Annotated in this window: 11 protein-coding genes; 4 read left to right on the forward strand and 7 right to left on the reverse strand. The window is 39.6% G+C overall.

Annotated features, from left to right (window positions below; translation table 11 throughout):
* Together SFU91_07230 and SFU91_07235 are read right to left on the reverse strand one after the other, a co-directional pair.
* Complete coding sequence (locus SFU91_07230) at positions 1–3210, reverse strand: two-component regulator propeller domain-containing protein (protein ID MDX2128812.1); 3210 nt, start codon at positions 3208–3210, stop codon at positions 1–3.
* Between the two features lie 142 nt (positions 3211–3352).
* Entirely contained in the window at positions 3353–5722 is a 2370-nt protein-coding gene (locus SFU91_07235) for an adenylate/guanylate cyclase domain-containing protein (GenBank protein ID MDX2128813.1), read from the reverse strand.
* Between the two features lie 327 nt (positions 5723–6049).
* Here SFU91_07235 and SFU91_07240 point away from each other — a divergent pair, with 327 nt between their 5' ends.
* A complete protein-coding gene (locus tag SFU91_07240) occupies positions 6050–6478 on the forward strand; it encodes a gas vesicle protein K (protein MDX2128814.1) in 429 nt (142 codons plus the stop codon).
* Between the two features lie 96 nt (positions 6479–6574).
* On the opposite strand, the gene SFU91_07245 is transcribed toward SFU91_07240, so the two are convergent.
* Entirely contained in the window at positions 6575–6838 is a 264-nt protein-coding gene (locus SFU91_07245) for a hypothetical protein (GenBank protein ID MDX2128815.1), read from the reverse strand.
* Between the two features lie 162 nt (positions 6839–7000).
* Here SFU91_07245 and SFU91_07250 point away from each other — a divergent pair, with 162 nt between their 5' ends.
* From SFU91_07250 to SFU91_07260, 3 genes are all read left to right on the forward strand, one after another.
* Entirely contained in the window at positions 7001–8329 is a 1329-nt protein-coding gene (locus SFU91_07250) for a nucleotide sugar dehydrogenase (protein MDX2128816.1), read from the forward strand.
* 244 nt (positions 8330–8573) lie between these two features.
* A complete protein-coding gene (locus SFU91_07255; GenBank protein MDX2128817.1) occupies positions 8574–9446 on the forward strand; it encodes an SDR family oxidoreductase in 873 nt (290 codons plus the stop codon).
* A gap of 378 nt (positions 9447–9824) precedes the next feature.
* On the forward strand, positions 9825–10493 hold the full coding sequence (locus SFU91_07260) for an FMN-binding negative transcriptional regulator (protein ID MDX2128818.1): 669 nt from the start codon (positions 9825–9827) through the stop codon (positions 10491–10493).
* A gap of 16 nt (positions 10494–10509) precedes the next feature.
* On the opposite strand, the gene SFU91_07265 is transcribed toward SFU91_07260, so the two are convergent.
* The 4 genes from SFU91_07265 to SFU91_07280 form a co-directional block, all read right to left on the reverse strand.
* Complete coding sequence (locus tag SFU91_07265) at positions 10510–11481, reverse strand: alpha/beta hydrolase (GenBank protein MDX2128819.1); 972 nt, start codon at positions 11479–11481, stop codon at positions 10510–10512.
* Positions 11482–11495: 14 nt separating this feature from the next.
* Positions 11496–13070 (reverse strand): hypothetical protein, encoded by a 1575-nt coding sequence (locus tag SFU91_07270; GenBank protein MDX2128820.1) that lies wholly within the window; start codon positions 13068–13070, stop codon positions 11496–11498.
* A 62-nt stretch (positions 13071–13132) separates the two neighbouring features.
* Complete coding sequence (locus SFU91_07275) at positions 13133–13681, reverse strand: hypothetical protein (GenBank protein ID MDX2128821.1); 549 nt, start codon at positions 13679–13681, stop codon at positions 13133–13135.
* Between the two features lie 32 nt (positions 13682–13713).
* A partial coding sequence (locus SFU91_07280) for an AMP-binding protein (protein ID MDX2128822.1) occupies positions 13714–14352 on the reverse strand: 639 nt, incomplete at its 5' end.

Raw genomic sequence — 14352 nt, forward strand, 5'->3', positions numbered from 1 at the left:
TTATCCAAATGGAACTTTGAGTTTTGCTTCGACACCTTTAGTTGGGGCGGTATTCAATTCGAATGTAGCCCCAATTTCTTTTGCTCGAGCATTCATATTGAACAACCCATTTCCACCTCCTTGAGGTTTTGACTCAAGGTTAAAACCATTTCCATTTTCGAGATAATGAATAAACAGGATATTTGAAGCGAACTCACCAACGATTTCGATTTTTGTGGGTTCACCATACTTGACAGAGTTATTCAATAGTTCTTTAAGAATGAGATAAATGTTTCGCCGAAAAGTATCCTCCAAGGAGAGGTTGGGATTAATTGAAGAAAAATCAAATTTCAACTCGATTTTTTTGGTTTCAATGATATCGTTCCCAAATCTCTGTAAGCGCGAAATAAGATCTGAAAAATGATCATTCTTTGGAGCAACTTCCCATACAATGTCATCAATAGCAATTTCTGCGTCTCGAAGCAAACCTTCAATTTTGTTAATGAGCTTATTAATTGAAGTTTTAAGAGAGTCTTCAACCTCGGTTATTGCTCCTATTTCATGAAATTCATTGCTGGAGTCTATTGCTGCTTCGAGTTGGGCTAACGAGTGTTTCAGAGACTCCGTGTAAAGCCCTATGCTGCCTATAGTAGAACCAACATCATCGTGAAGATCTCGAGCGATTTTCTCTCTCGTTTTGTTTTGTGCGAATTCAATGTTCCTTTGGTTTTCAATTTGACGGATGTATTCTTTGATTTTCCTTTGAGAATAAAGGTATGATATAGATACTACCGAGCCAATAAAGAAAAGAGCCGTTGAGAGAATAAACCACCACATACGCCAAAATGGGGGCATGATTCTAATTCGAAGTGTTTTGCCATTGGTATTCCAAACGCCACTGTTATTGCAGGCACGGACATGAAAGGAATATGTTCCGGGTGCTAAATTGGTATAGCGCACTTCTCTATTCACCCCACTGTAAACCCAATCGCGATCAACCCCGTCCATTTTGTAGGCGTAACGGTTTTGAGCAGTATTTGTGAATTCGAGAGCGGCAAATTCGATAGAGAATACGCTTTCGTCAAAGTTTAGCACGATATCTTGTTTTTCGCCAATGGCTGAATCAAGTTCTATGCTTCGGTCAAACTTTTTGAAATCTGTAAAAGCAATTTTGGGAGGAACCGGATTATCGAGCAAGGAATCTGGGAAGAAGGAAGTGATCCCGTTTGTGCCCCCAAAGAATATTTCACCTGATGCACTTTGATAGTAAGCACCTGTATTAAATTCGTTTCCTTGAAGACCATCGCTTTGGTCATAGTTCTTAAAGGTGCCTAAACGAGGATTAAAGTTGCTGATTCCATAATTCGTACTTAGCCAAAGGTTTTTTCGACCATCCTCAACAATGGCATAAATGAAATTATTCGGTAAACCATCTTTGGTTGAAAATCTACCAAATGTTTTTGTTTCACGGTCAAAATGATTTAATCCTTCGGATGTTGCAATCCAAATTTGATTATTTGAATCTTTGAAAATCATGTTGACCAAATTGGTCGAGATCGATTGAGGATTTCTTGGGTCATGAGAATATTTGATGCTTTTCATCGTCTTTAAATCATAAACATAACATCCTTCATAAGTCCCTAACCAAAGCGTGGTGTCGTTCTCCAAAGCCATTGCTCGAATCGAACCTGTGGCGATTGACCAAATTTCTTTTTTGGTTTCAATGTTGATTGCGTGAACACCTCGATACTCTTGTCCAATAATGACAAAATTTTGTGGAAGACACTCGATAAGATGAGTAACGCTGTTGTATTTCAATTTTTCTTTAACACGAATTAGATCATTATTCTTTTCTAATGTAAATAATCCACTATTTGACCCTACCCAAACTTCTCCATTTTGAAGCTGCTTGATACAATGAACCGTTTTAATTGATTTTATTTGCGGGTCAAATTTCACACTTGTACTGGCTGAAGAATTATGCAAATACTTCTTCACATAACTCAATCCATCCAATAAAGAACCAACCCAGAGTGAGGTGTCACGATCAACGGTTAAACTCATTACAAAATTGCTTGAGATCGGAACATCAATCGGGTTTGTTCGTTTTCTGGTTGAAGTCAGTGTTGTGTTTTGAAAATGGTTAAAGTGACTTGTTGAAAAAACAACTTTCTCGATTCCAAAGCCATCAATCGCGCACCACAATATTCCAGACTTATCTTGATAAATGCGTGAGATGTACATTGAACTGAGACCGAAGGATGTATTATTTTCGGCCGTTACTTTTCGAATTTGAGTCCCATCGGGTAAGTATTCAAAGGCACCAATTTTAGTTCCAAGCCATAGGGTTGGTTGAGTAAAAGAATTGATGGATGATGGTTCAGGAATAAATAGATGATTACACTGAAGGGTTAACTCTCTTAACCCGGGATTTGTAATTATTGAAAAGCTGTTTAGACTCGTGATAAATTTAACAAGACCTCTCCCCGGAATGACACCCCACATATTATGATCTTGATCAAACGCAATGTCTTCCGTGGAGAGTCCATCTGGGTAAGAATACTTTTCAACGACTACTGTCTGAGAATTTTTCTTTTCACTTAATTTTATTATTTCCGAATTGCTTTCAGAAAATTGGATTTTATCCTTTCTATACTCTTGGTCCAGTTCAAATTCTTCTTTCGTAAGAATTCTATAAATCGATTGGTTTGTAACAACCCATTCTTTCTTGTTTTCATCTTGATGGTATGCTAATATTCTATCGGGAAAAGAAAGAATTTTCTTTGCTTCTAGCGTTGATGGATTAATCTCATAGATATGTTTTTCTGAAACGAGGTAATCTTTTCCATCAAATCTTTCGACAGGGATACCACGAAACAGATGCTTTGAAATATTTGATTCTTTTGTCCAAACAGTTTCAAACTTGTTTGTAATTCTATTTAGGCGTTGAGTTCCTTTTGAAGTTGAAACCCAGATGTTCGCACTCCGATCTTCAGAAATAAAATGCACATTATTGGAGGCAATAGTTGAACTATCAGCCGTATTATTTCTGAAAACTTTAAATTTATACCCATCAAAACATGCAAGTCCATCAAAGGTTCCAAACCACATAAACCCTCGTTTATCTTGATGAATTGAACTCACATAACTATACGGCAACCCCTGATCAACACTATACTTTTCAACGCGATACTTTTGAGCGTGCAAAGAGATAAGATAAGGCGATATCACAAGCGATATCGCCCCAATTAGCAGCAAATATTTAGTTCGAAATCTTTTTTGCCTCAAATTAAGATTATCCATTAAATCTGAAACAAAACATCTTGATACTTACTTTATTCAACTGAATTTGTATTCACACCTTAATCAATAACTATTCCTTAGCGATTGCCATCACACCTTTAAGCGCCGTTTCGGCCGGTGCAAGTTCTTCATAAACTTTACCCGGTTCTTTCTTAGCAACAAGCTCATAGACTTTAATTGGTTCTTCTTTTCCTTGAACGGTAATGGTAGCGAGTTCTCGGCAAAGGCAATAATCTTTCACTTGTTCGTAGGTGTATTGTGAAATCATGATTGAGGTTTTGAACGCTTTGTTTGCGGCTTCTAAACGCGCAGCAAGGTTCATTCCGTCTCCCATAGCGGTATAAGCAAATCTTGAACTCGAACCCATATTTCCGACAATGACTTGGGCGGTATTAATCCCCATCCTTGAAAATATTTCCGGCTTGCCTTCTGCCTTCCACTTTAAGCGAAGTGCCGTCAAAGTTTCTTGCATTTCAATGGCAGCCCAACAGGCTTGCTTCGCATGATTTTCAACGGAGACCGGAGCATTCCAGAAGGCCACAACGGCATCCCCGATGTATTTATCAAGTGTGCCGCCATATTTGAAGACGATATCCGTCATCGTTCCCAAGTATTCATTCAAAAGTTCGACAAGCTTTTCAGGCTCATTTTTATACCCTTCCGAGATATTGGTAAAGCCCTTGATATCGCTGAAAAACATTGTAAGTTCGCGGCGTTCACCACCAAGCTTGAAGGAATCGGGGTTGGCAATCATTTGATCAACAAGCGCCGGCGTAACATAAACATTAAAGAAACCTTTAATCATTTTTTTCTGGCGCGACTCAGTGAAATATTGATACAATATGCTTGAGCCATAGGCAAAAACTAATGTCGCGGTAAATGGCACGATGCTCAAAATAACCCGATTTTTTTCAAATATGTATTGCGCATAGGCATCGGCGATGAGATATCCACCGATTGCGATTGTGAGTGAAAAAACTTCAACGGAGAATTCTTGAAGAGATTTAATTCTATAAAGAATAAAGGTCACTAAAGCTGAACCTAAAAACACACCACCAATAATGAAACTCTTTGTCAATACTTCTCTTGAAGCGATATATGCAATCGGATTGACCTCGCCGATGATAAGCACTAGCAAAACAACACCGCCAAATGCAAAAAACGCCGCTACATAAGACATTACGATCAACACGGGTTGACTTGTAATTTTTAGGCGTTTCAACGAAACAATGATTCCAAAGGATAAAAAAGAAACCAACACCATTACCGCTAAAATGAAGAGCGGGTTAACGGTTCTTAAAAACTTCCCATCAATAAGATTTTGAACTGCGACTGCGTGCATTTCAACCCCATACATTCGGTTTTGATCAGAGCGGCCGTTTGTCCACATTGATGTTGGAAAATCGTCCTTTGCTTCAGGAAACATTGGCCCTACGATACAAACTTTTCCACGAACCAATTGTTGGACACCTGAAAGTGTATCGTCAAATACATCTGTCGCCCAAAGCATTCTAAATTCTTCATTCGACATCAATAGCTTTTGAAGAGAATCACTTTTTGCAACTTTAATTGAATCGATACCGAGTTGTTCGTAAATCCCGTTTTCTTTAAGCGCTGCATAAAATGCTTTTAACTCCAATTTTGTATTGAATTCATAGTCGTCCAGAATGTTATCAGCTGAAATTTCTACAAACGAATGACTGGGGCCGTATGGATTCAAGAAAACAGATTCTCCATCATAACTAGGTATTTTTTTTCCAGCAAAAGTAAATGAAGTCCCATCGGAGTTAAGAGAATCATCACTATTGTAAAACAGCTTGGCGATGAGGTAACCAAAAGAAATAAATTGATTACCAACAACATCGGCACTCGAAGGATGGTATCTTCGCAAAACCCCATCATTGTCCGTTCTGACATTCACATTACCGACATTCGTTCCGGGAGAACCGTCAAAAATGGTAACATAATTTGCTTTTCGAACCGCAGTATATTCTACTTGCGAGCCTTCCGTCATGTTCGTGGGCTCACGACCGGCAACAACAACATTTTGCCATTTTGCAGCCGCTTCGCGGAAAGCAACATCTCCCCCCGTTCGATCAATATCATCGAACACAAAGTCAAAACCTACTACCTTTGCGCCTGCGCGGTTTAGGTTGTTGATTATTCGAGCATGATAATCGCGAGGCCACGGGAATGGGCGAATGGCCTCTTGAGCCACATCGTTAACTGCAATTAATACAACGCTTGATGTTTGTTTAAAGGTCGAATCCATTGGCCGCTCATTAAAGCGAGTATCAATGATTTTGAGTTCTAAATTTTCAAAAACCGTAAGGCGTGATATTAAAAAAGAAAAGACAACAATAAATGGCGCGATGACTAATGAGAGGAACCAAATATTTCCAACAACTTTTTCCTTGAAAAAAATCTTCAAATTTTCCATAAATAGATTTCATTTTTTTGACGGACTTATTCATAAACATAAAGAAAAAGCCGTTAAATCATATCATTCTCTTCTAATCAGGTTTGTCGATTGATTTTCTTTCCAACTCTCTTCTTATTAAGTTTTATTAATTGTGACCTGCCTTGCAGCAAAAATTAACTTCATTGCTTACGTTTGTAAACTTGTAACTTCGCACGCCACTCACTTAATGAGATGAAGTTTTCTTTATCGACCATTGTAGTGCTTCAATACCCGTCAGGTTGTTTGTGGGTAAAGTTGTAAAACGAATTGATGTATCATGAATTTCCTGCACAAGACATAAGAAAGATGACCAACAATGTTGAACAAAAACCCGAAGAAATCAAATTAACGGCCGCCATAAATCCAGTAGATGATACTGATCAAAAAGTTTCTGTGAATAGCGGGCTTAGTTTGGAGGATGATGTTACAATTGAACTTCGCAAGGAATTGGAGCGATTCAAAACCGCTTTCCCAAAACGGGTCAAGCTCGAGAATGAAACCATCGAAAAAGGGCTTGCACAACTTGTACTCACTTTGATTGAAATATTGCGAGGGGTTTTGGAAAAACAAGCCATTCGAAAAATGGATAATCAAACGCTTTCAGATGAAGAAACCGAACGCGTGGGGGCTGCACTGATGAAACTTGATGAAAAGATTACTGAACTATGTGAACATTTCGGCATTGACCGAAAAGATTTAGACCTGCAACTCGGTCCTTTAGATGACTTAATTTAATGGCTTTATTATTGATTGAATGATCGCAAAAAAACTGAAAACCTTGTAGATATCTGCGATCTTCTTTAATCCTCGAATCCTTAATCAATCAACAACTCATTCATCGGTTCCCATTATATCCTCTGAACCGGCCGTACGAACTGTGTCTGGGACTCGCTTTGTTTTGATCACGGTTTTCTTGATTTCTGGCTGAATTTTTACGCTACCAGTCTCCGAATTCAAATCGACCGACTTCTTTTGTTTTGGAACGACCGTTCCCATATCGGTTTCGCGAATTGTTTCCGCACCTGCAGTTCGAACGGTATCAGGCACCACGCGAACCTCAGTTCTACCACTTTGATTTTTTTCTTCGTTTGGCATATTTTTTATGTTTAAATGCTTTTTATTTAGGGACTACATTTTCAATAACTCAACGAGTATGTGATTCTATTCGTTTGTAAATAAGCCCTCGGTAGAAACACACACATTCTCACCCAAAACCCTTATCTTTGCCGCTCATTTGAAAAAAGTTTTCACATTCGTATGGATTTACGCTCAAAATTAGAAGAAAAAAAGGCCGTTATCGGGGTTGTCGGTTTGGGGTATGTTGGCTTGCCTTTGGCGGTCGAATTTGCTCGTAAAGGATTTCCAACCTTAGGAATTGATCTCGATAAACGCAAAATTGATTCGCTTCAAGGCGGAAAAAATTATATTCAAGATATTCACGAAGCTGAGTTTCAAGAAGCTATCAAAAATGGATTTCGTGCTGCTGCAGATTACAGTGAGATTTCCACTTGTGATGTGATCTACATTTGTGTTCCTACGCCTTTTACAGCCAATAAAGAGCCGGATATTTCTTTTATTACCTCTGCTGCAGAATCGATAGGTCGGTCACTTCGCAAAGGTCAATTGATTATTCTTAAATCCACCACTTTTCCCAATACGACCGAAGGTTATGTGATGCCGATTTTGGATCAAAGCGGTTTGAAAGTTGGAACAGATTATTTCTTAGCGTTTTCGCCGGAGCGCATTGACCCCGGAAATACCAAGTGGAATACAAGTAACACGCCCATTGTTGTTGGTGGTGTAACACCAGCGTGCACCGAACTCGCTGCGCTGACCAATCGGCAAATTATTGCACATGTTCATACGGTATCGTCACCAAAGGTGGCTGAGATGGAAAAACTGCTTGAAAACATTTTTCGCTCGGTTAACATTGCGCTTGTGAATGAACTCGCCGTCTTGTGCGACCGAATGGGGGGAATTAACATTTGGGAAGTCGTTGAAGCGGCTTCAACAAAACCGTTTGGATATATGCCGTTTTACCCCGGCCCCGGAATTGGCGGTCACTGCATTCTTATCGACCCATACTACCTTGCTTGGCAAGCCCGTGAATATGATTTCCAAACCAACTTCATTACACTTGCTGCCGAAACCAACGAAAATATGCCGTTCTATGTGCGTGATATGATTTTGAAGGAAGTGGCACGAATGCCCGTTACCGTTGAATCCGCAAAGTTTCTCTTTTTGGGTGTGGCTTTCAAAAAGAATGTCGATGATATTCGTCATTCTCCGGCCATTAAGGTTATTGAGCTATTACAAAAAGAAGGGGCAAAAAATATTGCCTATTGCGACCCGCATGTTCCCACATTTAAGGAACACGGAACAAATGGAGTTGTAATCGAAATGACCGGAACATCTTTTTCAGTCGAAACACTCCAATACGCCGATTTGGTGATTATCACCACCGACCACGCCGCTTTCGATTATGAACTTGTTACCAAGCACGCGAAGCGAATTATTGATACCCGAAACGCTTTGAAAAATCAAGGAGTCAAGGAAAAAGTGATGTTGCTCGGCGACGGTCAATAACCATTTATTAATAGTTACACGAAAAGAGGGCTTGGTTAAGCCCTCTTTTTTTAAGTTAAATTTTGATTAATGAAAGTTCAGGAAGGTTAAAAAATCCAAGAGTTTCTTATAATGGAATCAATCGTTTTATCCTTCTTCTTTTAGCCCTTTTAGATTTATGAATGTCCCTTTTTATCTCCACTGATTGTTCTTTTAAGTTTCTTCTTGATAGAAATCTTTTTACTTAAGTAAACATATAAAAAAAATGTCACACAAAGTATTGGTTACAGGCGCAAGCAGTGGCTTCGGGAAGCTTACCGTCAAAACTTTGCTTCAAAAAGGTCATCAAGTTTCAGCTTGCATGAGAGATCCAAAAGGAAAAAACAAATCCGTATCTGAGGAGTTGAGTTCATTAGGTGCAAAAGTTATTGAACTTGATGTCACAAATGACCAAAGCGTTGCTAATGGGGTTAACAGCACGATTACTCAATTAGGGGGATTGGATGTTCTTTTTAATAATGCCGGCGTTGGTACACTTGGTATTCAAGAGTTTTATACAACCGCTGATTATCAAAAGCTCTTTGAGGTTAATGTCTTTGGTGTTCAGAGAATGATGCGAGCCGTTGCCCCTTATTTCAGAGAGCAAAAAAAGGGATTGGTTATTTATACTTCAAGTCTATTAGGACGAATCGCACTTCCCTTTTACGGCCCTTATCAATCATCGAAGTGGGCTTTAGAATCAATGGCGGAAAATTATCGTGTTGAACTTTCTTCGTTTGGAATTGAAAATTGTATCCTAGAACCCGGGGGCTATCCTACGGAGTTTATCGATAATCTCTTAAAACCCAGTGACCATACTCAGGTTGCGTCTTATGGCGATTTTGCGAATTCCCCGGTTCAGATGCTCAATAGCTTTGAGGGCGTATTAAAGAACAATCCTCAACAAGATCCGCAAAAAGTTGCCGACGCTGTTGCCGAGCTTATCGAAAAACCTTATGGTGAAAAGCCTTTTCGGACTACCGTTGATTTTATTGGAATGGCCGATCATATTCAAAAATACAACGATCACCTCGAACAGATTATGACCGGTATCTATTCCAACTTTGGAATGGGCGGATTACTCTCTGTAAAGAAGTAAATCAGAATTTACTCTAAGGTTGATTTTTTTCTTAGTTTATTAAATCAACCTTAGAGTTTTTTAACCATCCTTAAGTAAATAGTTATTTTTGAAATCGATTGAATACAGAAAAAATTCTTATCAAATGGAAAACGGAAGAAAAAAATCAGATTGATCTTAGTAAAAAAAATGGCAAAAGTAGTTTATGCAATAAATCAAGGAAATTACTCAGTTTAGGAGTTGTTAGACATTGAATTAAATTGAAATATCGACACAATGGTGAAATACCCTTAAATACCTCTATCAACAAAGTCACTAATAAATTCAATATTAAAAAAGCTTTTTTTATTTTGGGAAAACATAAAACAGGTTAAGCTTTCACAAAAGTTACTATCGGTGATGTATCATTTTTCTTATTTCAAGGCAAAAGATAAAGCCGAGGTTAGGGCATTTATTGAAGAATATCCATTTGCTTTTATGACCGGAAGTTTCCTTAACGGAACACTTGCGGCAACTCAAATTCCAATACTTCTTGAAGAGCGCAATGGAGAGTGGTTTCTTCAAGGTCATATCATGAGAAATACCGATCATTTCAAGGCATTGCAGGAAAATCCAAATGCATTGATTGTATTCACCGGCCCGAGTTGTTATGTCAGTGCTTCTTGGTACACAAACCCGCACATTGGTTCAACTTGGAACTATATGAGTGTTCATGTTTCAGGTCAGGTCTCGTTTATGACTCCCCCAGAGCTAATTGCGTTAATGAAAAAGCTTACCTTAAAGTTTGAAAAAGGAAATCTTCAGTCACCAACATTTTATGACAATCTTCCTGATGCTTTTTTGAGTAAAATGATGCCGGCAATCGCAGGGTTTGAGATTAAAGCAGAAAAAATTGATCATGTTTTCAAGTTAAGTCAAAATAGGGATGAGAAAAGCTATGATTCAATCATTTCAAAATTAGAGGAAGAAGGGGGAAACAGCGGCTTAATCGCTTCGATTATGAAAAGGCGGAAAGAACAAGTTTTCCCGCCCGGTTCTGTGTGGGATGCGAGTAAATTTGATTCTTAGAGAGCTCGTAAAACAGTTACTTGAGAAAGGACTCAATTTCTGAAGCCAGCTCTTTAGCTCTCTCTATAACAAGCATGTGACCCGTTTCGGGAAGCATTATGAGTTTTGACCCCTTAATTTTTTCTTCTCCAATCTTCATGACATCAATTGTTTTTCCGCCGTGTAAAAATGGATTTGGAATGAGATTATCATTTTCTCCAGCGATGATTAAAGTTGGGAAGTTGATGCGATCAAGTTTATCCCAAACCGGTTCATCGAGCATTGCACCAACAGATTTCCACACGGCATAAGCAAATCGTTCAAATTCCTTTGCCTTAATTAATCTCACCCGCTCTTCAATCATCCATTCATAATTTTCAGACCAAGAGTAAAAATTATTGGCATAATTGGCTCTAATGCGATCGGGAGGTGTTTTAATAATAAAATCCGGATTAGTTGCATTGCGAAGCCACTCCCCTTCACCTTGCTTAAAAGATTCTAAGCCTGCAGGCGAAACAAGTACAAGATTTTCAATTCGATCAGGAAGAGAAAGAGACGCTACCATTGATATTTGCCCACCCATTGAGTGACCCACCCAAGTTGCTTTTGGAACGCCCAGTGAACTTAAAAGATCGTGAACTGTTTTTGCATAAAACGAAAGGGTATAAGGAGCGCCAAATGCTTTAGCCGATTTTCCATAACCGGGCAAGTCGATTGCAATTACTCGAAATCCTCTTTTTTCCAGTTCAGGAATAACACCTCGCCAAAACCCCATATTACTTGCGAGCCCGTGAATTAGAACAAGCGGTGTTTTCTTCAATCGCAAGGATTGTGGAGTGCCGTCGTAATAAGCCACTTCGGTTCCATTAATCACTTTTTTTTCGACTTTGAACCCATATTCGATTTGATCGAATTCCAAAGTTGGCATATCGTGGTAAAGTTTTGCGTGGCCACATCCGCTCATTAGTACGAAAGCGGCTGTAAGGATAATGACACAATATTTTTTCATTGAATAAACCTCCATTAGAACATTAACCAACTGACCGTTGTAAAAAGCGTCCACGCATTGGTTGGTTTCTGACTTGAATTTCTGGTAGCCGTGCTGTTATAAAAATCTCCGTTCCAGAGATAAGCGGCGCTCAGACCGATGTCAAAAAAGAGTGCATAAGTGTATTTAATCTCCGCATTTACTTCAGTGCCAATAAAGTTGCCGCCACCAAAGGGTTGTGCAGTTGCCCAAGCGGCAGCCGAACCAATCTTAAAATGAAGTTTATTTGGAATGGGCGCGTTGAAGTAATTAAAAAAAACGCCAGTTACACCATATCCTAAATTTGATATATCATGAACGGCTGAGTAGTATCGATTAATCACCTGCACATCAGGAAATAATAAAAATGCACGATGCGAGCTGTATATCCCAACAGGTGAACCCCAAGTATTTCCGGTAACAACGCCATTATACTTCCCATCAGTCGCGCCATTTCCATCGCCAGAGGTGAAAATTGCTTCGATTTGAATTTTGTCGTTTGCTGTTTGACCATACTTATACTGGAGCGAGGCGTGGGCTGAAACCCCAAGAATATCAACTCTTTTTCCGCTTGTGGATTGATCGGCAGATAAAGTATCAATATGTCCAAAGTTCATCATTCCCATTGCAGAAGCCCAGAGTCGCCCACCAATAAAGTCCTTATTATAAGCTGTATTGAAGCCAGTCCAGAATACATTGGCTTTATAAAGCGGGTTATTTAGTTGAAGCCGGGCTCCTCCATTATAGGCAACCAAAGTCGAATTAAACCCTTGCCCTAGAATTGAAACACCCCCCTGACCTGCGCCTCGATCCCATAAATACCAAAAGCTTCCACCCAAATCCCACAAACCTGAAATTTTTGTTTCCATATCAGCCATCCAAAGCACGACATCATCATCTCTGTCGATAAGGTTTTCGTAGAGTTGATAAACTCCAACCCGACCGTATGTCGCGGCTGATAAATTAAAGTAACTGCTTATTCCAACCCCTTGCGTCCCCCAAAACATTAAGCGATTCGCGCTAGTCTGATTGGTGAGCAATGTATTCACATTAGGGTCACGCGGGTTATCGAAAATGCGTTGAAGCCCTATCACAAGATTCCAAGCCAAAGAGGGCTTTACCTCAACGTTTGCAAGAAGCGTTTGAATATTGACCGTTCCGCCAGAAATAGCACCTCCAAAATTGTTTCCAACGCCATAATTCACATCACCCCAAGTGAAATCAACTTTTAATAAACTTCGAAAAATTGCCTTCCCATCAAGTATGGATGGGCGATAAACAAAGAGCGGAACAAATCGACTCTCGCCATACATCGCCGTTTGCGGTACCGTGATCGTGCTGTTTTCACCATACAGCCTACCGATAATTTGACCTCTTAACAATTCATTTTGAGGTGCAATATTGGTGCCAGTAAAACGGTGAAATGTAAATCCAATGAATTGCAATTCAGGCGGTAATTTCTCAGGTGAACCATTTCGCCGTTCATCATCAACCGGATAATTGACCACCTGTGCCAAAGATGGCAATGAATACAATAACAGGCTAAGGAGTAACCATCTCAGAAGTTTCATATTTTTCCCTTCTTAAATTCAAAAAAGGCGGAGAGTTTCATTGCCTCCCCGCCTTACACTCTTTATTGTTTCTGATAGCGTTGAATCAAACTGATTCCAAATGCGCCATTTGAAGAACTGCCAAATCCTCTTCTGGGTGTAGGTGGTGTTACACCTACTAATGGCGGTGTGGTTTGAACAATCTCATAAAGCAATGAGGTTGACGAACCTGAAGTGTTAGACTGATAGATTCCAGTTGAAGTAACACTTGAAGGCGAGGTTTGATTGACAACGATGTTTCGAATCGTGATTCCTGCAGTATCCGCTGCTGTTGAAGACCACGTACCGGTTAAAGTGGCGTTCGTACCGGCAGAATCGGTTGTCGTTACAGTGTAAGTGCCATTCGCATTGAATACCGCTTGAATGCGTCTTGTTCTAAACGGCGCAGCGTAGAGCAAGGGCGAAACATTTGCTACAGAAACCGACCCTACGGTTGAAAATCCTTCAGCAACCCAAGTTCCCACAATCGGGTCTTGATTGGTGTTATTTGAATCAGCATCCGTACTGCTGCTGCAAGAGCCGAGCGAAACAATCATTACAGCTAAAAGCAAAAGACCAAATAATTTTCTCATTGTTTTTCCTCCGGAAAAAGTTGTTATTAGAATTAATGTGATAAAGAACGATGTTGTTGTAAAAGACTCTTTTTATTGATTTTCCCGGCGTCGCTTTTTGGAAGTGCATCGAAGAATTCAATTTGTTTTGGGACTTTATACTTGGCTAATTTGTTTCGACAAAATTCAAGCAATTCGTTTACATTGGCCTTTGTGCCTGCTTTAAGTACCACACATGCTTTCCCGACTTCTCCCCACTTGGGATCAGGAATTCCAATTACTGCGACTTCGGCAATCTCAGGATGTTTGTAAAGTACTTTTTCGATTTCTGCGGGATAGACATTTTCGCCACCGGAAATAAACATCGATTTCTTTCGATCAATGACATAGAAAAATCCTTCTTCATCCTGCTTGACTAAATCTCCCGTATAAAACCATCCATCCTTAAAAGCAGCTTTTGTCGCTTCCGAATTATTCCAATAACCATTCGTTACCACAGGCCCTTTCAAGATTAATTCTCCGACTTCACCTCTCGCTACATCCCTTCCATCATCATCAACGATTCTTGCGTCGAGATAAAAGTTCGTTACTCCAATAGATCCGATTTTTCTTACTGCATCGTCTTGATGCAATGAAAAAAGATTTGGCCCAACCTCCGTCATGCCAAACCCCTGACGAATCCAAACACCCTT

Source organism: Chloroherpetonaceae bacterium (assembly GCA_033763895.1).
GTDB lineage: Bacteria > Bacteroidota > Chlorobiia > Chlorobiales > Thermochlorobacteraceae > JANRJQ01.

What these genes read in the sequence shown, in the direction of transcription:
- SFU91_07235 (MDX2128813.1), bottom strand. Translation starts at nt 5,722, where the DNA reads ATGGAAAATTTGAAGATTTTTTTCAAGGAAAAAGTTGTTGGAAATATT.
- SFU91_07240 (MDX2128814.1), top strand. Translation starts at nt 6,050, where the DNA reads ATGACCAACAATGTTGAACAAAAACCCGAAGAAATCAAATTAACGGCC.
- SFU91_07245 (MDX2128815.1), bottom strand. Translation starts at nt 6,838, where the DNA reads ATGCCAAACGAAGAAAAAAATCAAAGTGGTAGAACTGAGGTTCGCGTG.
- SFU91_07250 (MDX2128816.1), top strand. Translation starts at nt 7,001, where the DNA reads ATGGATTTACGCTCAAAATTAGAAGAAAAAAAGGCCGTTATCGGGGTT.
- SFU91_07255 (MDX2128817.1), top strand. Translation starts at nt 8,574, where the DNA reads ATGTCACACAAAGTATTGGTTACAGGCGCAAGCAGTGGCTTCGGGAAG.
- SFU91_07260 (MDX2128818.1), top strand. Translation starts at nt 9,825, where the DNA reads ATGTATCATTTTTCTTATTTCAAGGCAAAAGATAAAGCCGAGGTTAGG.
- SFU91_07265 (MDX2128819.1), bottom strand. Translation starts at nt 11,481, where the DNA reads ATGAAAAAATATTGTGTCATTATCCTTACAGCCGCTTTCGTACTAATG.
- SFU91_07270 (MDX2128820.1), bottom strand. Translation starts at nt 13,070, where the DNA reads ATGAAACTTCTGAGATGGTTACTCCTTAGCCTGTTATTGTATTCATTG.
- SFU91_07275 (MDX2128821.1), bottom strand. Translation starts at nt 13,681, where the DNA reads ATGAGAAAATTATTTGGTCTTTTGCTTTTAGCTGTAATGATTGTTTCG.